Here is a 22,893-nt window from a genome sequence, read left to right as displayed (position 1 = left end):
AGCTAAAGGAAAAGACTGAGGCTACGAATAACATGACGACGACCAAGGAACAGGTACTCTCCCCGCACCTGCGGGACCTGGAAAACGAGTCCATCCACATCATCCGCGAGGTAGCGGGCCAGTTTGACAAGATCGGCCTGCTTTTCTCCTCCGGCAAGGACTCGTGCGTGGTCTACGAGCTGGTCCGCCGCGCTTTTGCGCCGGCCACGCCGCCGATCGAGCTTTTGCACGTGGACACCGGGCACAATTTCCCGGAGGTCATCTCCTTCCGTGACGACCTGGTGGAAAAGACCGGCGCACGCCTGCGCGTCGCTCACGTCCAGGACTGGATTGACCGCGGTGACCTCGTGGAGCGCCCCGACGGCACCCGCAACCCGCTGCAGACCGTCCCGCTGGTGGAGACCATTGCCGAGGTCGGCTACGACGCCGTTTTGGGCGGCGCCCGCCGCGACGAGGAGCGCGCCCGCGCCAAGGAGCGTGTCTTCTCCGTCCGCGATTCTTTCGGCGGCTGGGACCCGCGCCGCCAGCGCCCCGAGCTGTGGGATCTCTACAACGGTGAGAAGCTGCCGGGCGAGAATGTCCGTGTCTTCCCCATCTCCAACTGGACTGAGTCGGATGTGTGGGAGTACATCGGCGCCCGCAATATCGAACTGCCCGCCATCTACTTCGCGCACGACCGCGAGGTATTCAACCGCGACGGCATGTGGCTGACCGCCGGTGAGTGGGGCGGTCCGCGCGAGGGCGAGGAGATCGAGACCCGCCGCGTGCGCTACCGCACCGTGGGCGACATGTCCTGCACCGGCGCCGTCGAATCCGACGCCACCACCATCGACGAGGTGCTGGCCGAGCTGGCCACCTCCACCTTGACTGAGCGCGGGGCCACCCGTGCCGACGACCGTCTGTCCGAGTCCGCCATGGAGGACCGCAAGAAGGAGGGCTACTTCTGATGAGCGCACCCACAATCTCTTCTCCCGCCGCGAGCGACGTGCTCGCGGACCGCGCCACGCTGCGCCTGTGCACCGCCGGTTCCGTCGACGACGGCAAGTCCACCTTCGTCGGCCGCCTGCTGCACGACACGAAGTCGGTGCTGGCCGACCAGATGGCCAGCGTCGAGCGCACGTCTGCCGACCGCGGTTTCGAGGGCCTCGACCTGTCGCTGCTGGTCGACGGCCTACGCGCCGAGCGCGAGCAGGGCATCACCATCGACGTCGCCTACCGTTACTTCGCCACCGACAAGCGCACGTTCATCCTCGCGGACACCCCGGGCCACGAGCAGTACACGCGCAACACGGTCACGGGCATGTCGACCTCGCAGGTCGTCGTTTTGCTTGTCGACGCCCGCAACGGCATCAAGCCCCAGACCGTCCGCCACCTCACCGTGGCGAGCCTGCTGGGGGTGAAGACGGTGATCCTGGCTGTGAACAAGATCGATCTGGTGGACTACTCCGAAGAGGTCTTCAAGGGCATCCGCACCGAATTCGAAGAGCGCGCCGCCGCGCTCGGCATCGCTGAGCCGCACGCTGTGCCGATCTCGGCTCTGAAGGGCGACAACGTCGCGGAGCGTTCCAGCGAGACTCCGTGGTACGAGGGTCCGAGCGTGCTGGAGCTGCTGGAGACCATTCCGGTGCACTCCGGCCGCGCGCTGGATCTGCCGTTCCGCTTCAATATCCAGTACGTCCTGCGCGAGCACGCCACCGACTACCGCGCATATGCCGGCACGGTCAAGGCCGGAACGATCAGCGTGGGGGACACAGTCACCGCGCCGAATGGTAAAGCCACCACGGTCACGCACATCGATACCGCTGACGGTCTCGACGGCGCGACCACCGCGGACGCGGGCGACTCGATCGCGCTGCGCCTGGCCGACGACATCGACCTCGCGCGCGGCGACCTGCTGTGCGGTGCCGCACAAGGGGACAACGCATACCCGGAATTCGTCCGCGAATTCCACGGCACGGTCGTGGGACTCACGGATAAGGACGTCACGGCAGGCAAGGCTGTGAAGCTGCGCTACGGCACGTCGCTCGTGCGCGCACGGGTAGCCAGCGTCGACCGCGTCCTAGACATCGACGGCACTCCGGAGACCAATTCCGACGACACGGCACCGGAATCCTTCGGCCTCAACGACATCGCGCACGTGACCATCCAGACGGCGCAGGAGCTGCCCGTCGAGGAGTACGCCGCGCGCGGAGCCGTGGGCAATTTCCTGCTCATCGACCAGGCCAGCGGAAACACGCTCGCCGCGGGACTCGTGGGAACGCGATTGAGGTAACAGCATGACGGCATTGATCACGCTCTCGCACGGCTCGCGCCACCCAGGTGCCAAGCCGGGAGTCAGCGAGCTCACCCGCGCGGCGGCGCGCCAGCTGGGGGTGACGGGAATCGACGCTCACCTCGAGTTCGACACCCCCGACCTCACCGCGGCCGCACGCGTGCTCGCTGAGCGCGGACACACCCGCGCCGTGGTCGTGCCCACGCTGTTCACAAAGGCATTCCACGCGACCCACGACGTGCCCGAGGCGATTGCCCAAGCCACCGCGGACACGGGCCTCGACCTCACCGTCGCCGAGGGGCTCGGCCAAGGACGTGACGTCGCGGCTGTGCTCGCCGCCCGCGCGCTTATCGACGCCCCCCGCACCTCCCACATCATCCTCTACCCCGTCGGCACCTCCAATGAGGAGGCGGCGGGGAAGACGGTGGCGCTGGGACGCGACGTCGAAAAGCTCACTGGCATTTCCGTGAATACCGTTCCTGCGACTGGTCACGGTGAGCTGGTCGGCGCAGACGGAATTGCGGCCGTCGCTGACGAAAACGCACATTTACTACCGCTATTTGTCACGAGGGGGTTGCTGCTGGACCGGGTTCACCGAATGTGGCCCGGGTCCATCTCCGCACCACTAGGCGCGGATCTCGCGCACATCGTCGCCGCACGGTACCTGGCGGCGCAATCCCTCTCACACGCAAAGGTTTAAATCATGAATCGCATGGTCACACTCATTCTCATCGCTGTCGCTGGTCTCGCTGGACAGCTTGTCGACGGCGGCCTCGGCATGGGCTTCGGCGTCACCTCCACCACCATCTTGATCATGCTCGCCAGCCTCGGCCCCGCGCAGGCGTCCGCCGTGGTGCACACCGCTGAGCTGGGCACGACCTTGGTTTCCGGGTTCAGTCACTGGAGATTCGGCAACGTGGATTGGCGGGTGGTCGCCGCGATAGGCATACCCGGCTCCATAGGCGCCTTTGCCGGTGCGACAGTCCTGTCGAATCTGTCGACGGAAGCGGCCAAGCCGATCATGTCTCTCATTCTCGCCGCGATCGGCATCAACCTGGTGTGGCGATTCTCCCGCGGCATTGTGCGCCGCAAGGTGGCGGACAAGCCGCACTCTAAGCCGTTCCTCGGTGTTCTGGGTATCTTCGGCGGCTTCATCGACGCGACTGGTGGCGGCGGCTGGGGCCCGGTGACTACCTCGACCCTGCTGTCTGCTGGCCGCAGTGAACCGCGCCGCATCGTCGGCACCGTGAACACCGCAGAGTTCTTCGTCACCGCCTCTGCGACCGCCGGCTTCGTCATCGGAATGTGGGAAGACCTCGTGGCCAACCTGGCTGCTGTTGTCGCCTTGCTGATCGGCGGCGTCATCGCCGCACCTTTGGCCGCGTGGCTGGTGACCCGCCTCAACCCGATTCTGCTCGGCGGCATCGTGGGCACCCTGATTGTCACGCTCAACCTTCCCGTCGTGCTCAAATTCCTGGGCGTCGGCGCCTCCGTCCTGGTGGCCGTCCGCATCGCCGTCATCGTGGTCGGTGTCGCCTTGGCCATCCGCGGCTGGAAGCGCGCCCGGGAAAATTCCCGCGCCGCGGCCGAGAAGGAGGGGGCCAGTCAATCCGGCGGCGCAGTGACTGAAGCGGCCGAATCCGCGTCGGTATCCGCTAATCGATAGGAATTCGGCGCCGAGACACACGAGCTCGTAGGTCCGTGGCCTGCACCTGCCACCCGCTGAGTGGCGGAGGAGGGCGGCCGCGGGCTTTCTCGTTATGGGAAATGCTCAAAATCAGTGCAATACCGGTCGACTGCGTCTACAATCCATGAAATGTCATGGAAGAGTGATAATGAAATGGTGCTCGCCATTCGTGCGCCGAAAGAGGAGATTGCTTCCGTCGTGGCGGACGTCCCCTCCCTGCCGCAGTGGAATCCTGCTTTCAGTTCCGTTGGGAAGCGAAATAAAGATGGATCATGGCCTGTCAGCGTGCATAAAGTCGTATCCGGTTCCATCCGGTGCGAGATCGACGGGAATGTGGTGCGGTTCGCTATCGACATTCCGGGGCTAGTTGAGCGCTCTGAATTCCTGCTCGAAGGTGTATCGGATGATGTGACACGTGTATCTCACCGTGTGAGGCAAACCGGCCCGTTGAGTGCCCTCATCGGTGACGGGGAGGCGAGGCTGGTTCCCGGCAAGCGCCTCGCGCGGTTAGCTCGGGTCGTGGAAAAAGAACGGATGCCGCAGTGACAGACGACGCTCCTCTCCGCCCCAATGAATTCCGGTACCTGATCCTGGCTCTCCAGCGTCAGGGGAGCCGGAGGCTCAACGCTTTGTTCGCAGACATCGGACTGACCAATTCCCAGGCAGAGACGATCGAGGTGCTCGGCGACTACGGGCCGATCAGCACCCGCGAAGTCGGAAAATACCTCGTCTGTGAATCCGGCAGCCCAAGCCGGCTGCTCGCGACTCTGTCCAAAAAGGGTCTGTCTGTCGCGGCGCAATCCCACGAAGACAAGCGTTTGACCCTGCATGCGCTATCCCCGGACGGGCGTGCCGCTTTGCAGGAGATCCAGCACAGGCAAGGCGTATTCGAGGCCGAGCTGGCAGAGCAGTTAGAGGAACTCGGTTCGGCTTGTGGCGACAGGCTCGCGCACGAACTCGCGCGCTTGGTCACGGATCCGGAGCTCAAAGGTGCGCTTCAGCGGCGCTTTCCGCACCTGTTCGATCGTGAGGAGGATGGCCGTGGCTGAGGCGCGGTATCTAGCTGGTGGGGGCTAAACTAGGCCACATTCATCCGCTAGCTGAAAGGCACTCGCCATGCTCGTTAGTGAAGCACTGTTTCTCCTGCTCTCGAACAAGTCTGACCGTTTTGAGATCGGAGTGAGCCACCAGCGCATCGCCCTCAACGGCGCGCTGCTGTGCGATCTTGTCGCCACTGGTTTGGCCACGATCGAGGACGGCAAATCTCCCACCGCGGTCGCCGCGGCGGGCGCAGCGAAGCGAGCGGCATCTCACCCGGCCTTGGCTCACGGCGTGTCGCGACTGGAGGCCAAGGGTGGCCAGACTGTCTACTCGGCGCTGAATTCCCGTAAGTTCGCCGACAAGGAGGCTCTCGCGCAGCGCCTCATCGAGGAAGGCGTGCTCGACCAGGAGCGCGCTAGCTTCCTCGGCTTGAAGTGGACTCGTTTCCCGGAAAAGGACGAGACCATCGAGGCCGCCATGCGCGACCGTTACCGCGATATCTTCCACGGCCACGCGGAGCCGCGCCCCGAGGAAGCCATGGTGATCCTGCTGCTGAAGAACACCGGCGAGCTGCGCCGCGTCTTCCTCGACGAGATCCAGGGCGTGCCCTTCAACGACGTGCGCGTCCGGGTGCGCGATATCGACCGGGCAGTGCTCGAGGGCGCGACCTTCGACCATGCCAAGGAGATCAATATTGTCCTCGCCGCGGTCGCGCGGGCCGCGGCCGTCGAGGAAGAGGCTGCGTCCAGCTAGCGGCCGGGGCCGGGGGCGGCGCTGGCTACGGCACGCGGTGGGTCCAGGCGTCGGTGCTGAATTTCTCGTCGACAAGCTTCTCGGCGGCGGTGATGTCCGCGTCGGACAGCTCACCGATCTCGGCCGGGTAGCGGGAGACGAAGGTGTTCATCAGCGCCTCGATGACTTCCTGGCGTGATACGCCGGTCTGGCGGCGGAGCGGGTCGACGCGCTTCTTGGCAGAGCGCACGCCCTTGTCGGCGAGCTTCACCTTGCCCACGCGTAGGACTTCCATCATCTTGTCGGCGTTGATGTCGTAGCTCATGGTCGTGTGGTGCAGGATCGCGCCCTGGACACGCTTCTGGGCGGCACCGCCGATCTTGCCGCCGTCGGAGGTGATGTCGTTGATGGGCACGTACCAGGCATTCACGCCGAGCGACTGCAGGCCGGCGAGCACCCAGGTGTCCAGGTACTGGTAGCTGTCCACGTAGCTCAGGCCGGCGACGACGTCGTCGGGCAGGTACATGGAGTACGTGACGCAGTTGCCGCCCTCCATGAACATCGCGCCGCCGCCGGAGATGCGGCGCACGGGCACGATGCCGTGCTTCTCAATGCCCTCCGGGTCCAGCTCATTCTGGAAGGACTGGTAAGAGCCAAAGACGACGGCTTTGTCCTCCCACTCCCAGAAGCGCAGGATCGGGCCCTTGCGGCCGGCGGCGACTTCGTCGAGGAGGTACTGGTCCAAGGCGACGTTCACCGGGGTCGGCACGACGGGGGAGTGGATGACGGTCCAGTCGTAGTCGGTGAGGTCTTTGGCGTCGAGAAGCGCGCGCCGCGAGGTGATAGCGACATCCCGGGTGGAGAATCCGTGGAGGGAGACATCGGGGAGGGGTGCTAACGCGTCGTCGATACGCTTCTGCAGGTCGTCGGCTGATTCCGTGACGGACGCGCCGACGAGTGCGCCGTTGATCGCGTCGTACGCCTCCTCCGGCTCGAGGAAGAAATCGCCCGAAATCTTGGCGTCGGTGATCGTCGCACCGTCGTCGGTGATGTCCGCGACGACGAGCTTGCCGCCCGAGACCTTTACTTCAAAGTGGTGCTTCACTTCGCGAACTCCTCGACGATCGCGGCGTTGAATGCCGGCAGGTCGTCCGGGGTGCGCGAAGAAACAATTCGCTTATCGACGCGCACCTCTTCGTCCACCCACGTCGCACCCGCATTGGACAGGTCAGTCTTGAGGGAGGGGTAGGACGTCATGGTGACACCTTTGAGGGCATCTGCGTCGGTGAGGATCCAGCCACCGTGGCAGATCACGCCGACCGGCTTGCCTGCCTGGGTGAGCTCGCGCACGAACGCGACTGCCGCCTCGTCGGTGCGGATGTGATCGGCGTTGCTGGTGCCGCCGGGGAGAATCAGAGCATCGAAATCTGCGGCGTTGGCCTCCGTCGTCGTCTGGTCGACGGCGACCTTCTCGCCCTTCTTGCCCTCGATGTCACCGCTTTCAGTGGAGATGACGACGGTGGTGGCGCCTGCCTCGGCGACGGCGTCGCGCGGGCTCGTCAGCTCAGAATCCTCGAAACCGTCGGTGGCCAGGATCGCGATCTTCTTGTTCTCAAGTGCTTGGTTGCTCATGACGCCCCAGGGTAAAGAAAAAACGCCAGCCGGTGGGCTGGCGTTCGCTCAGGGCTGACTAGTCCTGGTGGGTCAGTCCTGCTTCTTCTCGAGGTCTTCCTCGTCGATAGCGCGGGACTCGCCCGGTGCGGACGTGTCCTCCTGGCTGTCCTCGCCTACGCGCGTGAAGTGCGGGACCTTCGTGGAGCCGAGCTTGCCGGCTTCCTCGTCGAGCTGGTCCTGGCCCTTGCGGCGACCGAGGGAGCGCATGCGGTCGCGCACGGCGAGGTACGCCTCGCGTGAATCCAAAGTCTGACTCTGCTGCGTGGCGATCTGAATATCGTCGGCCGTGATCTCGCCGGTGCGCAGGGAGACCATCTCTGCCCAGTAGCGCAGCCACACAGCAGCGACCGCAGCGACCGGAACCGCGAGGAAAGCACCGACAATGCCGAACAGGGTGCCGCCCACTGCGACGGCGAGCAGGACGATCGCGGCGTGCAGACCCATCGAACGGGACTGCAGGATCGGCTGGAGAACATTGCCCTCGACCTGCTGGACCAGAATGACCAGGCCAAGTACCAGTAGCGCCTTGGTCACGCCGCCGGACACCAGCGCGATGATCACGGCGAGGGCACCAGCGGTGAACGCACCGATAATCGGAATGAAGCCACCGAAGAACGTGATCACAGCCAGCACCGGTGCGAGCGGCACACCGAGAATGAGCAGGCCGATTCCGATGAAGACGGCGTCCACCAGGGACACGATCGCCTGCGTGCGGATGAAGCCTGCCAGGGTGTTCCAGGAGCGCATGAGCACCTCAGTCAGATGCCAGCCGACCTTCACGCCGGTGTACTTGCGCAGCCATGGCAGGAAGCTGTCGCCGTCCTTGAGGAAGAAGAAGGACAGCACGAGCATCAGGGCGAGTGTCGTACCGATCGACGCCGCCGCGCCGATGCCCGTCACCACACCAGAAGCGATATTTGAGGCCTGGCCGCGGACGAATTCGCCCGCCTGGTTGATGGCCTGCTCGATCTGGCTGGTGTCCACGTCGAACGGCGCGGAATTTTCCAACCAATCCAAGATCTGCCTGATGCCCTGCTCAGCCTGGTGGTAGAGCTCCACCGACTGGGTCTTGATGGTCGGGGCCATCGCGGCGAAGATGCCGCCGATGATGCCGAAGAAGCCGAATAGCACCAAAAAGACCGCCAGTGCCGAAGGCACTTTGTGGTTGCGTAGCCAACGCACCGGCGGCCACAGGACAGTGCAGAAGATCAGCGCCAGCAGGGTCGGCAGGACACCCACCCAGACTGAGCCGATCAGCTTGAACAGGATCGCCGTGGCGATGACGACCACGATGAAGCGCAGCGCCCAGGCGGCTGCAGCTCGCCCGTCGGAGGCTAGGACGCGGCCGCGGTCGATGGGCTCGTCGGAAAGCTCCTGCGCTACTTGCGCTGTCGTCGGCTCCGTCGCGGGCGTCTCCACTGAATCGAGGAGGGTGGTGGCGAAGTCGCTCGTCCCGTCTGTCTGCGCGTTGCACGCTGATTTATGTTCAGTCACGAACAAGCATTCTGCCAGAGATGGCGCGAAACACAACACTGTTATGCAGCCATTATGCGGTTCCGCGGGGAGTGTGGGCTGCGCGGAGTGCGGCTGCGGGAGGACAGGTTGAAGATTCTGGGCAGAAATTTTTGATTTCCCTGAAAAAACAATGGCCGTTGCGTAGCATGCTTTTCAAATAAAGGTTTGCTACCGAAAGGAACTGTCCGCCATGTCTCGTTTCCTGCGTCGTGCCACTGTCACTGTTGCCCTCACCGCCGCGGTCAGCGCGAGCGTCGCCGTTCCCGCGAATGCGTGGGAGAACACCTACCAGAGCCACGAGGAAGCCGGGAACAGCGAAGGGATGTGCACAATTGAATTCACTGCCAAGGAGCAGGAGAACATCAACGGTGCATACCAGCTGCTTTTTGAAACAATGGCGGACCTTTCTGCCGACCGTCTGAAGGACCGTGCTTCCGCGGATGTCTGGTACCCGTGGGCGAAGGAAAACCCGGACAAGGACCCGCTGGCCTGGCACCTGGGCACGAAGTACAACGGAAAAGACGTCGGTGATGCGCAGCGCAAGCTCGCGACGTTGGATATCAGCAAGAACTCTGGCCCGTACCACATGGCCGGCACCTACCTGCGCCAGTCGCGCAAGCCGATTCTCGAGGGTCGGACCCTGAAGATCACTCCTGCGGAAGCCGGCGAGATGAAGGGAGCTGGTGCGGTCAAGACTGGTGACCTTGTCGCGCCAGGTCTGTGGGGCATCATCAGCGGCAGCCTCAAGATCAGCGACGCAGCTGACATGGCTGGTGAGGCCCTGAACAAGCTCGGTCCCCGCATTCAACCGACCATCAAGAGCTACGAAAAGGCCCTCGAGTCCTGCGAGAAGAGGCAGTCTTCGACCGGCAAGATCAAGGAAGGTTCCAGCCTGGATACCGACCAGTTCGTCGGTGTCGTCGCCGGCGGTGTGCTTGGCGGCCTGGCTTTGCTCGGCCTGATCGCCGTTGCTGTCGGCCCCCTGGTCAACGACTTCTTCACTAACTTCTGGAAGAACGCCGGCGTGATCCGCTAGTTCGTGCCCGGGGTGGGGCTGCCATCGGGGGAGTCCAGCTCCGTTCCGGCGGGTTCCTCCATGTCCCTGAAAGGTCTGGGCATCACCATTGGCTCAGCCTTCGCTGGCCTTCTCCTGCTGACCGGTTTCCTTGGCTTCTCGCTGCGTCCGATCGTGGACCAGTACTTCGCTAAATAATCAGCTGATTCTGCTTCACCCCGGTTCCGGGCTCCGCATCGCGGAAGCCTCGTCCCGGGTTTTGGCTGTTTCGATGTGCTTGGGGTGAGCCCCGGGCAGGATGTGAACCCCAAAACTTAGCTTCCCCAGGTCGGCGTTTTTGGCGCCTTAATACTGTCCTGGGGTAACTCACATTTGGGGTTAACAACGAGAAGCAGGTCCGACGAAGGGTCATCCACCAGCAGAAGTAAAGAAAGTTGAGTGAAGTTGGAACAACTTTGAGTGTGCGTGAGTTGTAAAGATTGAGTGAGTCAAGCTCAACCTTGTGACAGTGTGTCGCCCGTCGGTGGTACAGTTGCTACCAGAAGTTGAGCGAATGGCAGTCAACCTGCGAAACGGGCTCGACTCAACAAAGTGAAAACACTCGATAAACCGAATTCTCAGGAGGACATTCACACAATGGGACGCGCAGTAGGTATTGACCTTGGCACCACGAACTCTGTTGTTTCCGTGCTCGAGGGCGGCGAGCCGGTAGTCATTGCTAACGCGGAGGGTGCACGCACCACGCCGTCGATCGTGGCTTTCGCCAAGAACGGTGAGATCCTGGTCGGCCAGTCCGCTAAGAACCAGGCGGTGACCAACGTCGACCGCACGATCCGCTCCGTCAAGCGCCACATGGGCGACAACGACTGGAATGTCGATGTCGACGATAAGAAGTACACCCCGCAGGAGATTTCCGCGCGCACGCTGATGAAGCTGAAGCGCGATGCGGAGGCGTACCTCGGCGATGAGGTTACCGATGCAGTCATTACTGTTCCGGCGTACTTCGAGGACGCACAGCGCCAGGCCACGAAGGAGGCTGGCCAGATCGCAGGTCTGAACGTCCTGCGTATCGTCAACGAGCCGACGGCGGCTGCACTGGCTTACGGTCTGGAGAAGGCCGATAAGGAGCAGACCATTCTCGTCTTCGACTTGGGTGGCGGCACCTTCGATGTGTCCCTGCTCGAGATCGGCGACGGTGTCGTCGAGGTGCTGGCCACCGCCGGTGACAACGAGCTGGGCGGCGACGACTGGGATCAGCGCATCGTCGATTGGCTGGCAGACAAGTTCAAGTCCCAGCACGGCATCGACCTGACCAAGGACAAGATGGCGCTCCAGCGTCTGCGTGAGTCCGCGGAGAAGGCCAAGATCGAGCTGTCGTCCGCACAGCAGGCGTCCATCAACCTGCCGTACATCACGGTGGACTCCGAGAAGAACCCGCTGTTCTTGGACGAAAACCTGACCCGCACCGAGTTCCAGAAGATCACCTCTGATCTGCTGGACCGCACCAAGGAGCCGTTCAACCAGGTCATCAAGGATGCCGGCATGTCCGTCGGCGATATCGACCAGGTTGTGCTCGTCGGTGGTTCCACCCGTATGCCGGCTGTCTCCGACCTGGTGAAGGAGCTCACCGGCAAGGACCCGAACAAGTCCGTGAACCCGGACGAGGTCGTGGCTCTGGGTGCTGCTCTGCAGGCTGGTGTTCTGCGCGGCGATGTCAAGGACGTCCTGCTGCTCGACGTCACCCCGCTGTCCCTGGGTATTGAGACCAAGGGTGGTGTGATGACCAAGCTGATCGAGCGCAACACCACGATCCCGACGAAACGTTCGGAGACCTTCACCACGGCTGAGGACAACCAGCCGAGCGTGCAGATCCAGGTCTTCCAGGGCGAGCGCGAGATGGCAACGGCGAATAAGCTGCTTGGCTCCTTCGAGCTCGGCGGTATCGCTCCGGCACCGCGCGGTGTCCCGCAGATCGAGGTCACCTTCGACATCGACGCCAACGGCATCGTTCACGTGACCGCAAAGGATAAGGGCACCGGCAAGGAGAACACGATCAAGATCCAGGAGGGCTCCGGCCTCTCCCAGGAGGAGATCGACCGCATGGTCAAGGATGCCGAGGCTCACGCTGACGAGGACAAGGCTCGCCGCGAGGAGCAGGAGACCCGCAACAATGCGGAGTCCATGGCATACCAGACCCGCAAGTTCCTAGACGAGAACTCCGACAAGGTCTCCGAGGACATCAAGACCAAGGTGACCGCTGCTGCCGACGAGGTCGATGAGGCTCTGAAGGGCGACGATCTTGATGCGATCAAGGCTGCCGTCGAGAAGCTGACCACCGAGTCGCAGGAGATGGGCAAGGCCATCTACGAGGCTGATGCGAACGCCGGCGCAACGCAGGCAGACACAACGGCTGAGGCTGATGACAATGTCGTGGACGCAGAGGTCGTCGAGGAAGACGAGAACGACTCCAACGACTCCGACAACAAGTAAGGAGCGGCACACCGATGACCAACCCGAACGAGCAAATGCCCGATAACCCGGGCGCGCCCGAGGCCACGGACGACGAGTACATCAGCCCGGACCAGTCGGAGACCTTGGCCCAGGAGGCCGCGGAATCTGAGGCGCTGGCTGGGGATGACCCGTTGTCTAACGAAGAGGTGCTCGACGCTGAGCTCGCTGACGCGTTGGATGACGTGGAGCGCGAGGTCAATCCGGACGCCGATGGCAACGGGGCGGTCTCCGATGTGGAGCTTCAGCTAGCTGAGCGCATGGAGGACCTCCAGCGCGTCTCGGCCGAGTACGCGAATTACCGTCGTCGCACGGAGCGCGAGCGCACGCAGATCGCCAATGATGCCAAGGCCAAGGTGATCACGGAGCTGCTCCCGCTTATCGACGACTTGGAGCTCGCTCGCCAGCACGGCGACCTGGCCGACGGCCCGCTGAAAGCGTTTTCCGACAACCTGCAGGCAGTCTTGCAGCGTCAGAAGACGCAGGCCTTCGGCGAGGAGGGTGAGGCCTTCGACCCGGAGATCCACGAGGCGGTGCAGGACCTGTCGCAGGGCGACGAGAAGGTGATCGGCACTGTCCTGCGGAAGGGCTACCGCGTCGGTGACCGTCTGATTCGCAATGCGATGGTGATCATCGCGGACCCGGAAGATGGCGGGGACGCACCGGAAGGTAGCGCTGAGTAAATCTCAGTGGCGCATTACCGCGGCCGGGGAGGGAAGCTTAGACATCAGCGACGTCGACGATTCCCGCCTCGGCCGCGTTTTACATAGATAAACGTTTTTAGCAGTGAAAATAGACGCAGAACATAACAGAATAGGAATGGAAGGAGGAGGCGCACATGGCTATGCAGCAGGAATGGGCGAATAAGGACTATTACGGCGACCTGGGGCTGTCGTCGTCGGCAAGCGCGGCTGAGATCAAGAAGGCGTACCGCAAGCTGGCGCGCGAGAATCACCCGGACTCGCACCCGGGCGACAAGCAGGCCGAAGAGCGTTTCAAGAAGGTGGCGGAGGCGTACGACGTCCTCGGCGACGAGACGAAGCGCAAGGAATACGACGAATTCAAATCGATGATGAGCTCCGGAGGCTTCATGCGCTTCGGGGGGAAAGGAGGTTCCGGGTTTCCGGGCGGGTTTCGCACGACGACGACCACGTCGGACTTCGGGACCGGCGGATTCAGCGACGCAGGATTCGGGCAGTCGTTTGGACAAGGCGGAGGATTTTCTGCGGAAGGCGGTCTTGGTGACATCTTCGGTGGCCTCTTTAACCGCGGCGGCGGCACTAGCAGGGGTGCTCGGCCGACGCGGGGGGCCGACGTCGAAACGCAAATAACGCTCGACTTCCGTGAAGCGGTCAAGGGCACGACGATCCCGGTCGAGCTGACCGGCGAGGCGCCGTGCACCGATTGCCACGGCTCTGGTTCGGCGACGGGCAAGACCACGACGTGCCCGGATTGCGGTGGCTCCGGCTTTGTCAGCGAGCAGAAGGGCGCGTTCGGAATGTCCCGGCCGTGCACACGCTGCGGCGGCACCGGCCAGATCATTGAGGATCCGTGCCAGACCTGCTCGGGCAGCGGCACGGTCCGGCGCACCCGGTCGATCACTGTGCGGATTCCCGCCGGCGTGATTGACGGGCAGAAGGTGCGCCTGGCCGGCCAGGGTGAGGCGGGCCCGAACGGCACGCCGGCGGGCGATCTGTTCGTGAATGTGACGGTGACGCCCGACAAGGTGTTCACCCGCAACGGCGATGACCTGGAAGTGACGGTGCCGGTGAGCTTCGCGGAACTGGCCCTCGGCGGCGCTGTCACGGTGCCGACGTTGGACAACCCGGTGAAGGTGAAGGTCCCCGCGGGCACGCCGAACGGCCGGACTTTGCGCGTGAAGGGACGCGGTGTGCCGCGTAAGTCGGGCACCGCGGGCGACCTCATGGTCACCGTCGAGGTGGAGGTGCCGAAGAACCTGGACGCCACGGCGACGAGCGCGTTGCGCACCTACGCCCAAGCGGAGAAGGACTCCGGTTTCAACCCACGCTCCGGCTGGTCCGGGTCCAGCGCCGGCTCCGGGAACACCCAGTAGGGAGGTGATGCGTAGATGAATAAGAAAGACGACGCTATCGACGAGTACTACGTCATCTCTGTCGCCGCTGAGCTCACCGGCATGCACGCGCAGACGCTGCGCACGTACGACCGGATGGGCTTGGTCAGCCCGATGCGCACGTCGGGAGGCGGGCGCCGCTATTCGCAGCGCGATATCTCGCGGTTGCGCACGATTCAGCGCCTTTCGCAGGAAGAGGGCGTGAATTTGGCCGGAATCAAGACCATCATTGAGCTGACCCAGCGCATCGACGACCTCGAGGACGAGAATGCGCGGCTCCGTGAACGGGTCGCTCGCGCACCGCGGCGCGGCGGGGAGCTCGTCCATGTGCCGCGTTCGACGGCGGTGGTGACCTGGTCGCGCACCGCGCGCCGCGAACGAGGCTAAATCAGGAGCGAATAACCCGCGCAGCGTGGGCTTCTGGCACAATCCCTCGGTGGGATATCGACCGTTTGAATTGAATGCCGCATGCAGAGCACGTGCCAACCATCCGCGAGCTCGAGGCACTGTCCGCCAACGAGAACGACGGCAAGGCCGGTTTCCGCCTCGTGGACAGCCGCGACCACGTCAACGGCGTGGCCACCTACCGCGACAATAACGTCCTGACCGGGGAGACCAGTAACCTCGGTCGCGAGGACCACACGTTCACGCTCGAAGTCAGCTACGCCGGCGGCAAGACATGGCGCAAGAAATTCACGGTCAAAGGCATTCCGCTTGACGATGTCGCGTCTGCCTCCCCCAAGCGCACCGTCTCCATCCCCGTGAACCTGCCCGCGGATTTCCGCGATTCCTCCCTGCCGGTGTCGTTCCGTGTGATCAATGAGTCGGGGGATCAGCAGTACAGCGAGACCCTCACCGTGCCCGTTCTCGACTACATTGCCGCTGAAGCCGAAGAGGTGCTCAGCCAGGTGCTCGCCGACCCAAAGGCATCCGCGCAGCAGAAAACCCTCGCCCGCAGCGTGCTCACGCCGACGAGCAAGGGTAAAGATCTGGAGGACGGGAACAACGGTGGCAATACCAGCGGGCGTGCTGGCACGATCCCGGGCGCGCGACGCTAGAACTCGATCGCCGCGGCGCCCTTGATGTTGCGGAGGTTCGAGCGAGCCAGCTCGACCATGTTGCCGATGCCACCGTCGAGCACCGTCTTGACCGCGGACTCGGTGAAGCCCTTGATCATGGTCCAGTCGAAGTTCGGCGGCAGGGACAGAGCGTCCGGGTCAGTGACCATCTCGACCAAGACGGGGCCGTCGTAGGCGAAGGCCTCCTTGATGGTCTTCTCCAGATCCGTCGGCTTTTCCACGCGGAAGGACTTGATGCCCACTGCCTCGGCGATATTGGCGTAGTTCACCTGGGCGTGGTCGGTCTGGAATTCCTTCAGGCCGGCGACCATCATCTCCAGCTTGACCATGCCGAGGCTGGAGTTGTTGAACACCATCATCTTCACCGGAAGGTTGTGCTGCTGCACGGTGATCAGCTCGCTGAGCAGCATGGACACGCCGCCGTCGCCGGAGAAGGTGATCACCTGGCGGTCACGGTCCGCCGCCTGCGCACCGATTGCCTGCGGGACGGCATTAGCCATGGTGCCGTGGCGGAAGGAGGCCAGCTCGTCCTTCTTGCCGTTCGGGGTGATGTAGCGGGCAGCCCAGACATTGCACATGCCAGTGTCGACGGTGAAGATGGCGTCGTCGTCGGCCAGCTCGTCGATAAGCTCTGCGGCGTACTCCGGGTGGATCGGGGTGGCCTTCGTCTTCGTCCTGGTGCCGAAGTTCTCGATCACCGTCTCGAGCAGGTGCGCGTGCTCCTTGAGCATCTTGTCCAGGAAGGAGCGGTCCTTCTTCTCGTCGACGTGCGGAAGGATGTTCTCGATGACGCTCTTGACGTCGCCGACGACTGGGTATTTGACCTTGGCGCGGCGGCCGATGTTCTCGCCCTTGATATCCACCTGCGCGACATTGTCGGTGGGCAGCCAATCGTTGTACGGGAAGTCCGTGCCCAACAAGATGAGCAGGTCGGCCTCGTGCGATGCCTCGTAGCAGGCGCCGTAGCCGAGCAGGCCGTTCATGCCCACGTCGAAGGGGTTGTCGTACTGGATGTGCATCTTGCCACCGAAGGAGTGGCCGATCGGGGACTTGATCTTCTCAGCGAGCTGCAGGATTTCCTCGCGCGCATTCGCTGCACCCACGCCACAGAACAGCGTGACGGTATCTGCCTCGTTGATTGCCTGAACCAGACGAGCAGCCTCACCGGCATCCGGGAAAACGCGCTTGTCGTCGCCACGCGCGATGGTGGACTCGAGCAGCGGCACATCAGCGGCATCCTGGCTGGCAATATCGCCCGGCATGACGAAGACGGACACGCCCTTGCCCGCCATCGTCGACTGGATAGCGTGGTGCAGGATGCGTGCACCCTGCTCCGCCGAGTTAGCCATCTCGCAGTAGCCGGAGCACTCTGCGAAGATTTTCTCCGGGTGCGTCTCCTGGAAGAAGTTGGAGCCGATTTCCTGGCTCGGGATGTGCGAGGCGATGGCCAGGACCTTCCCGCCGTTGCGGTGCGAATCATAAAGACCCTGAATCAAGTGGGTGTTGCCCGGGCCGCACGATGCGGCGCAGACAGCGAGCTCACCCGTCACGAGGGACTCGGCGCCGGCGGCGAAGGCGGCGGCCTCCTCGTTGCGGACGTGAACCCACTCGATATTCGAATCAGCCACTGCGTCGGACACCGGGTTCAGGGAGTCGCCGACGAGGCCGTAAATGCGCTTGACGCCATTGCGCTCTAGCGTCTCCACGATTTGGTGCGCGAAATCCTTAGCCAATTTATTCCTCCAATTATGCGTTTAGATTTACGGCACCCTAGTGTACGCTTTTTCCGTTTTCCGCCCCGACGGCTGTTGTGTGCTGTAGAATGCTCCGGCTTCGCGTCCTGAAACGCGTGTTATCCCCGCGCCGATTCCCCGAGCGCGCGCAGGAATGCTTCGTCTTCGTAGTAGTCGGTGTGGCCGCCGCGGATCCCGGGTACGCGTTCGGCGCCGAAGCGTGCGGTGCCCGGGTCGGTGCCGTGCAGGGCACTGAACGGGGAGCGCAGCAAAAGGATCGGGTCGGTCGGCGAATCCGCGACGGTGACCTTCGGATCATCAGTGAATAAGGTGAGGTCGTCGACGTGGGAGGCACTGACGCCGGGCGTGCCCACGATATAGAGCTCGTCGGCGAACAACCCGTATTCTTCGGCGGCGCGGGCGGCCACCACCGAACCGTAGGAGTGCCCCACCACGACTTTCCGCGAGTCCGGGAAACGCTCCTCCATGGCGTACTGAAACGCCGCCAGATCGTCCGCGCCGGCGCTGGCGGGAATGCGCGACATGCCTTCAATCAGTGTCGGGGGAGCGGAGTAGCCTTGCCAGACCACCACTGCACCGCCGGTGGCTTCCGCGACGGCTTGGGCCTCTTCCATGGCCAGGGCGAATTTCTCGGGCTCGCCCGAACCCACGCCGGAGACCACCGTGGTCACCGACTGCGGTGGGATCGGCTCGCCGTTTTCGTCGTATTCCACGCCGATCATGACGCTGTACCCATCGGGCCCGCCCTCTAAAACGATCCCGTCGGCATCTGCGACTACGTCTTGCACTGAGGCAGGCGCGGTTTCCAGAAGCCGTGCGCTGATCTGGGATAACGGTTCGTCCGGGTGGAATACGAGGCGGTCTAAGTCCTGTTCGTGTTCGAGCTTGCATTCTTGGGAGATCGAGGCGGAGCAGGATTTGTCGAGGAGGCGCTCCAATACGGACAACGCGGCCAGCGTGCTTTCGTGGGCGACGCGAAGATGCACCGGCACGAATGCTGCGGCCAGGGACTCTTTGCTCACGTCGACCATGTGCTGGGCGACAGCGGCTTCCTCGAGAATCTCCGCGATTTTCTCCATTGTCTCGGCGGGATTGCTCAACGCGCGTCCGAGGTCGGCGAGCTTGTCCAAGCCCGCGTCCGCTGCCTCGCCGGCGAGACCGGCGTTGGAGATGGAGGTGCGGGTGGCGGCGGTGTCGTCGATACGCGAGCGCACGGTTCCCGCTGCCCGCCGTAACGCGTCTGCGCTGGCCGAAAGTTCTGATGTGACCAGCATTATTCCGCCTTGAATGCGCAGGCGTGATCGGCGTCGACCCCGCGTATGGCGGTGACGAATGCGGCTAAATCCTCGACGTGGGTACGTACGCGCTCGGTGCGGGCGTCCACGCCGTCGGCTAACGCGCTGTGAGCGGCGGCGAGCGCGGCGCTGGTCAGGCTAGGGGTTGCTAAATCGGTGAGCTCAGGGTCGGTCCAGGTGGGCAGCGTCGGTAGGTCGGTGGTTGGTGCTTGAACGAAATTCGTTGTGTGGTTCATGCCCTTAACACAACGACAACCAGCACCGATGCACAACGGCGGCCATATGAACTTGTGGAATTTGAAAACTTATCCACATACCCTTGGTTCCCATGCGTATTGGACTCGTGCAATTCACCGCCGCAGACCGCGTCGCCGACAACCTCGCCGCGCTGAGCGAACGTATCCGCGACGCCGCGAATAAAGGAGCGACGCTCATCGTGTGCCCCGAGGCGTCTTCGCAAGCATTTGAATCCGGCCCGCTTCACAAGCAGGCCGAGGATTTCGACGGCGCATTCGCGACCGGGCTGCGCACACTCGCGGAGGAGCTGGGCGTCACCATCGTCGCGGGCATGTTCCGGCCCACAAGCGACGGGCGCGTGCGCAATACCGCGTTGATCACGGGGCCTGAGCTGCACGAAGGCTACGACAAGATCCACCCATTCGACACCGCCAACTACCGCGAGTCGGACAACGTCGAGCCCGGAACCGAGCTTGTCACCTTCACCCACGAGGGCGCGACGGTCGGTGCCGCGATCTGCTTCGATATCCGCTTCCCCGACCATTTCCAACAGCTCGCGCGCCGTGGCGCCGAGATCGTCGTCGTGCCCACGAGCTGGGCGGGAGGTGAAAATAAGGTCGAAGAATGGATCGCGCTTTCGCGTGCCCGCGCGCTCGATGCAGGGGTGTTCATCATTGCTCCAGATCAGGCGAATCCGGAAGGTTCCGCCGGGGCCCGAAATAATTCAGACCCGCTCGGCGTCGGTCATTCCGTCGCCGTCGCGCCCAACGGGACCGTCCTCGCGCAGGGCGGATTCGACGAGGAGGTCATCGTCGTCGACATCGACCCCGCCGAGGCACGCCGACGCCGCGCCGCCGTCCCGATCCTTTAAACGCGCCGCAACGACAGCCAATCCACCGCGCCCGCCAAGGATTCCAGGGCAGGTTCACGGACATCGATAACAAGCTCAATTCGCTTATCGACGCCCCCAAACACCGCCGCCCTCACCTCCGCCAGCCGGCTTCCCGTCGCATTGATGACGCTGTGTCCGGGCAGCACCATCTGCTCGCCCCGCGCGTTCCCGCACGTCCAGTACTCGCCGATCGCCGGCCGCCGCCACCAGTCCGGCACATAGAACACCAGTTGACCGAACTGATTCGACGGCAGTGCCGGTGCAAGGTCGTGCCACTCGCCACGCTCCCCGTACGCGCCGGGCACCAGCACCGGAAGCGACTGGCCCGGAAGGTATTCCACCTGCATCGGCGCCTCCAGGTAGATGGCGAGCATGTCCGTTCCGTTCCCGCGCAGCTCCTCCACCCCAATGACCTGTGCCGCTGTCGCCGCGGGAATGCCCTGCAGGTCGGCCTCGCGTGCGGCATCCGCCATCGCGTAGAGCTCGCGCGTCATCTTCTCCCAGATCGGCTCGATGTCGTGCGGACGGTCCCACAGTGCCTTGAGTAGCGCCTCACCCAGCGGGTTCACCAGCTCCTCGTAGGACTCCGGCGGCAGGCCCAATCGGCGGCGGTCTAAGGCCGTGGTGGAGGACAGGGAGGGGTTGAGCAGGGCGTCGATAAGCGTGCCTGCTTCCTCTGTGCTCCTTGAAAGCTGTAACTCCAGCTCGCTGCGCTCGGTCTCCGAAAAACTCACAAGCTCGTCCATGCTTCAAAGGGTAATGCGTCGCGCCTGCACGCTAAGCTAACCGAGATAGCTCCCCACGCGAAAGGTTCGGCTCATGGAATTCACATCCTATGACTTGCTTGTCGACGTTGGGTGGATCTCCGTCCTCCTCATCATCGGCAACATTCTCCGCCAGCGTGTCCGGGTGCTGCAGCAACTCCTGCTGCCGGCACCCATTACCGCTGGTCTCATCGGGTTGATCCTCGGGCCGGAGGTGCTGGCCTTAGTGCCGTTTTCCGACGAGATCGGCGACTACACCACTATTCTCATCGCCGTGGTGTTTGCCTCCATGGCGTATTCCATGGACCTCGGCGGGTCCGTGGCCAAGGGCGCGCGCAATATGTGGGCCTTTTCCACCACGATGTTCATGTTCCAGTGGGGCCTGTTCGTGCTTGCCGGGATCTACCTGTTCAAGCCGGTATTCGGCACCGAGGACTGGTTCGGCATGATGCTGCCCGTCGGCTTCGTCGGTGGCTTCGGTACCGCCGCCGCTTTCGGTTCCGCCCTCGAGGACACCGCCGGCGCCGCCGCCGCATCCTCGCTCGGTTTCACCGCCGCGACCGTGGGTACCCTCGTGGCCATCATCGGTGGCGTCATCGTCTCCAACTGGGGCATCCGCAAAGGTAAAGCCACCGAGCTGCAGGGTGACCTGCCCAAGGAGCTGCGGTCTGGCTACATCGAGGACGAGGCCGAGCGTCCTTCCATCGGTAAAGCTACGACCAACCCGTCGTCGATTGAGCCTCTCGCGCTCAACGGCGGCTTCGTCGTCTTCACCGTGCTCGTCGCCTACATGGTGAAGGGCCTGATCTCCAGTCAGTGGGAGAACGTCTCCATCCCGCTGTTCGCCCTGGCGTTCGTCATCGGCTTCATCGGCCGAGGACTGCTGCGCCTATTCAAGAAGCCGAACTACCTGGATAAGGACACCGTCTCCGCCATCTCCGGTGCCGCGACCGACTACATGATCGCCTTCGGTATCGCCTCCATCGCTCCCGCCGCGCTGGCCGCCTACTGGCAGGCGCTCGTTTTGCTCTTCATTCTCGGCACCATCTTCTGTCTGTTCTATCTGCTCGTCATGGCGCCGCTTTACTTCGGTGAACAGTGGATTGAGCGCGGTATCTTCGGCTGGGGTTGGGCCACCGCCGCCGTCGCCACCGGTATCGCCCTGCTCAAGATGGTCGACCCCAAGCTCAAGTCCGGCACCCTCAACGAATACGGCGTGGCGTATGTCGGTTTCGGCCCCTTCGAGATCGGCATGAACATCCTTGCGCCCATTGCCGTCCTCGCCTCCTTCACCGGCCCATTCGGCTGGGTCGCCACCGTCGTCGCCGTCGGCATCCTGGTGATGAGCTTCGCCCTCAAGTGGGTTCCCGTCAAGAAACCCGCCGGAGCCATGAGCAGCTAGCTGCCGGTTGCTTCGGCTTTCTGCTCCCTGTTGTACGCTCCCCAGAACGTCATCAGCTGAAAGAAGCGCTGGTCTCCCGCAGATGACAGTGTTGCGCTTTGATGCGGAGGCAGCAGTCGTGTGATTCGCTGCGTCAACTGTCCCGAACGCTCCGTGAGCTCGTCTCCCGGGTAGCCGGTGGAGCTTAGCGCCAGCATGACCACCTCCAATTCGTCGTCCGTGAACGTCAGCGGAGGAACCGTGTCGCAATGCTCCATGGTGTAGCCGCCGTTGGCGCCGGGCTTCGAGGTGATGTTGAAGCCGAGGTCACGCAAATGCGCGATATACCTCCGCAGCGTCCGCTTATCGACGCCAACCCTTCCCGCCAACTCCCCTCCCTCCATCGGCCGCCCAATCTGCAACAGCCGAATCAGTTCCGCTCCGCGTAAGAAATGAGCGACTTTCTCTTTGCGCTGGTATTTTTCCGTTTCCTCGATCGCGGCCTCAGATGGATGGGGAGGTAGTTCCGGAATGAGTTGGTCGTGCATGGTGGTTTTTCTCCTTGTCGCTTTTTGGTGCTGATTCCCGCAAGAGTTCGACCTCGACCTGGGCGAATCGGGTACTTCCTCGGATGATGCTCCAGGGCTCCCGCTCAAGGAGTCGGAGTACTGGAAACCACCGAAGCACGACAAGGAAGTCAAATTCGACCGCGAACTCGGTAAGGACGAGACGTTCCCACCAGACGGCACCAAGCTCGAACCGAACACCCGCTATGAAGTGCAACAGGGTGGCGGTACCAAGAGCGACATGTCGCGTGGTTACTACTACACGGATGCGGACGGAAACGTCACGCACGTTGACGCTAACGTCAATCGCGAAGAGGGATCAGCGCTCAACTACGACCTGCGTGAGCCGGCGCCGAACACGACGTACCGCGTTGACAATGTCGTCTACA

Annotated in this window: 23 protein-coding genes; 15 read left to right on the top strand and 8 right to left on the bottom strand. The window is 63.2% G+C overall.

The annotated features are described in order from the left end of the window. Positions 1-32 precede the first annotated feature (32 nt). The 7 genes from cysD (at position 33) to M3G19_RS09345 (ending at position 5,753) form a co-directional block, all read left to right on the top strand. Positions 33-947, top strand: coding sequence for a sulfate adenylyltransferase subunit CysD (gene cysD / locus M3G19_RS09375; RefSeq protein ID WP_259902363.1), 915 nt, complete (start codon positions 33-35; stop codon positions 945-947). Further along, positions 947-2,272: a sulfate adenylyltransferase subunit 1 gene (locus M3G19_RS09370; RefSeq protein WP_259902337.1), complete on the top strand. Its 1,326-nt coding sequence runs from the start codon at positions 947-949 to the stop codon at positions 2,270-2,272. Before cysD ends, M3G19_RS09370 begins: the two co-directional genes overlap by 1 nt. Positions 2,273-2,276: 4 nt before the next feature. After that, positions 2,277-2,972, top strand: a complete 696-nt coding sequence (locus M3G19_RS09365; protein ID WP_259902336.1) for a sirohydrochlorin chelatase — start codon at positions 2,277-2,279, stop codon at positions 2,970-2,972. 12 nt (positions 2,973-2,984) lie between these two features. Next, the gene (locus M3G19_RS09360) at positions 2,985-3,938 is read left to right on the top strand and encodes a sulfite exporter TauE/SafE family protein (protein WP_259902362.1); all 954 of its coding nucleotides are present in this window, start codon (positions 2,985-2,987) and stop codon (positions 3,936-3,938) included. 150 nt (positions 3,939-4,088) lie between these two features. Then, positions 4,089-4,505, top strand: coding sequence for a hypothetical protein (locus tag M3G19_RS09355; protein ID WP_259902335.1), 417 nt, complete (start codon positions 4,089-4,091; stop codon positions 4,503-4,505). Then, the gene (locus M3G19_RS09350) at positions 4,502-5,008 is read left to right on the top strand and encodes a MarR family winged helix-turn-helix transcriptional regulator (protein ID WP_259902334.1); all 507 of its coding nucleotides are present in this window, start codon (positions 4,502-4,504) and stop codon (positions 5,006-5,008) included. The genes M3G19_RS09355 and M3G19_RS09350 overlap by 4 nt, the downstream gene beginning before the upstream one ends. Positions 5,009-5,075: 67 nt before the next feature. Beyond that, complete coding sequence (locus M3G19_RS09345) at positions 5,076-5,753, top strand: GPP34 family phosphoprotein (RefSeq protein WP_259902333.1); 678 nt, start codon at positions 5,076-5,078, stop codon at positions 5,751-5,753. Positions 5,754-5,778: 25 nt separating this feature from the next. Here the strand turns inward: M3G19_RS09345 and M3G19_RS09340 are convergent, their stop codons facing one another. The 3 genes from M3G19_RS09340 to M3G19_RS09330 form a co-directional block, all read right to left on the bottom strand. Then, positions 5,779-6,837, bottom strand: a complete 1,059-nt coding sequence (locus M3G19_RS09340; protein ID WP_259902332.1) for a biotin/lipoate A/B protein ligase family protein — start codon at positions 6,835-6,837, stop codon at positions 5,779-5,781. Continuing rightward, positions 6,834-7,364, bottom strand: a complete 531-nt coding sequence (locus tag M3G19_RS09335) for a type 1 glutamine amidotransferase domain-containing protein (protein WP_259902331.1) — start codon at positions 7,362-7,364, stop codon at positions 6,834-6,836. Before M3G19_RS09335 ends, M3G19_RS09340 begins: the two co-directional genes overlap by 4 nt. Before the next feature lie 72 nt (positions 7,365-7,436). Continuing rightward, complete coding sequence (locus M3G19_RS09330; protein WP_396121776.1) at positions 7,437-8,900, bottom strand: AI-2E family transporter; 1,464 nt, start codon at positions 8,898-8,900, stop codon at positions 7,437-7,439. A 211-nt stretch (positions 8,901-9,111) separates the two neighbouring features. Here M3G19_RS09330 and M3G19_RS09325 point away from each other — a divergent pair, with 211 nt between their 5' ends. The 6 genes from M3G19_RS09325 (at position 9,112) to M3G19_RS09300 (ending at position 15,594) form a co-directional block, all read left to right on the top strand. Then, entirely contained in the window at positions 9,112-9,957 is an 846-nt protein-coding gene (locus tag M3G19_RS09325) for a hypothetical protein (RefSeq protein WP_259902330.1), read from the top strand. A gap of 615 nt (positions 9,958-10,572) precedes the next feature. Continuing rightward, positions 10,573-12,426, top strand: coding sequence for a molecular chaperone DnaK (dnaK, locus tag M3G19_RS09320; RefSeq protein ID WP_259902329.1), 1,854 nt, complete (start codon positions 10,573-10,575; stop codon positions 12,424-12,426). 14 nt (positions 12,427-12,440) lie between these two features. After that, positions 12,441-13,127: a nucleotide exchange factor GrpE gene (grpE, locus tag M3G19_RS09315; protein ID WP_259902328.1), complete on the top strand. Its 687-nt coding sequence runs from the start codon at positions 12,441-12,443 to the stop codon at positions 13,125-13,127. 155 nt (positions 13,128-13,282) lie between these two features. Further along, entirely contained in the window at positions 13,283-14,518 is a 1,236-nt protein-coding gene (gene dnaJ / locus M3G19_RS09310) for a molecular chaperone DnaJ (protein ID WP_259902327.1), read from the top strand. A 15-nt stretch (positions 14,519-14,533) separates the two neighbouring features. Then, positions 14,534-14,923: a heat shock protein transcriptional repressor HspR gene (locus tag M3G19_RS09305; protein ID WP_259902326.1), complete on the top strand. Its 390-nt coding sequence runs from the start codon at positions 14,534-14,536 to the stop codon at positions 14,921-14,923. Positions 14,924-15,015: 92 nt separating this feature from the next. After that, positions 15,016-15,594 carry a hypothetical protein gene (locus M3G19_RS09300; RefSeq protein ID WP_259902325.1) on the top strand — a complete coding sequence of 193 codons (579 nt, stop codon included), beginning with the start codon at positions 15,016-15,018 and terminating at the stop codon, positions 15,592-15,594. Here the strand turns inward: M3G19_RS09300 and M3G19_RS09295 are convergent. The 3 genes from M3G19_RS09295 to M3G19_RS09285 form a co-directional block, all read right to left on the bottom strand. Continuing rightward, a complete protein-coding gene (locus tag M3G19_RS09295; RefSeq protein ID WP_259902324.1) occupies positions 15,591-17,348 on the bottom strand; it encodes a pyruvate dehydrogenase in 1,758 nt (585 codons plus the stop codon). The two genes, M3G19_RS09300 and M3G19_RS09295, sit on opposite strands and share 4 nt — an antisense overlap. 119 nt (positions 17,349-17,467) lie before the next feature. Further along, positions 17,468-18,643, bottom strand: a complete 1,176-nt coding sequence (locus M3G19_RS09290; protein WP_259902323.1) for an alpha/beta hydrolase family protein — start codon at positions 18,641-18,643, stop codon at positions 17,468-17,470. After that, positions 18,643-18,900, bottom strand: a complete 258-nt coding sequence (locus M3G19_RS09285; protein WP_259902322.1) for a hypothetical protein — start codon at positions 18,898-18,900, stop codon at positions 18,643-18,645. Before M3G19_RS09285 ends, M3G19_RS09290 begins: the two co-directional genes overlap by 1 nt. Before the next feature lie 92 nt (positions 18,901-18,992). Here M3G19_RS09285 and M3G19_RS09280 point away from each other — a divergent pair, with 92 nt between their 5' ends. Continuing rightward, positions 18,993-19,772, top strand: a complete 780-nt coding sequence (locus tag M3G19_RS09280) for a nitrilase-related carbon-nitrogen hydrolase (protein ID WP_259902321.1) — start codon at positions 18,993-18,995, stop codon at positions 19,770-19,772. On the opposite strand, the gene M3G19_RS09275 is transcribed toward M3G19_RS09280, so the two are convergent. Beyond that, the gene (locus tag M3G19_RS09275) at positions 19,769-20,539 is read right to left on the bottom strand and encodes a hypothetical protein (RefSeq protein ID WP_259902320.1); all 771 of its coding nucleotides are present in this window, start codon (positions 20,537-20,539) and stop codon (positions 19,769-19,771) included. The two genes, M3G19_RS09280 and M3G19_RS09275, sit on opposite strands and share 4 nt — an antisense overlap. A gap of 73 nt (positions 20,540-20,612) precedes the next feature. Here M3G19_RS09275 and M3G19_RS09270 point away from each other — a divergent pair, with 73 nt between their 5' ends. Then, positions 20,613-21,959 (top strand): sodium/glutamate symporter, encoded by a 1,347-nt coding sequence (locus tag M3G19_RS09270; protein ID WP_259902319.1) that lies wholly within the window; start codon positions 20,613-20,615, stop codon positions 21,957-21,959. Here M3G19_RS09270 and M3G19_RS09265 read toward each other — a convergent pair. Next, positions 21,956-22,486 (bottom strand): YafY family protein, encoded by a 531-nt coding sequence (locus tag M3G19_RS09265; protein WP_259902318.1) that lies wholly within the window; start codon positions 22,484-22,486, stop codon positions 21,956-21,958. The genes M3G19_RS09270 and M3G19_RS09265 overlap by 4 nt on opposite strands. Positions 22,487-22,893: the final 407 nt, after the last annotated feature.

The sequence above is a fragment of the Corynebacterium sp. p3-SID1194 genome (assembly GCF_025144155.1).
Taxonomy (GTDB): domain Bacteria; phylum Actinomycetota; class Actinomycetes; order Mycobacteriales; family Mycobacteriaceae; genus Corynebacterium.
This window is presented reverse-complemented; position numbering and strand designations above follow the sequence as displayed.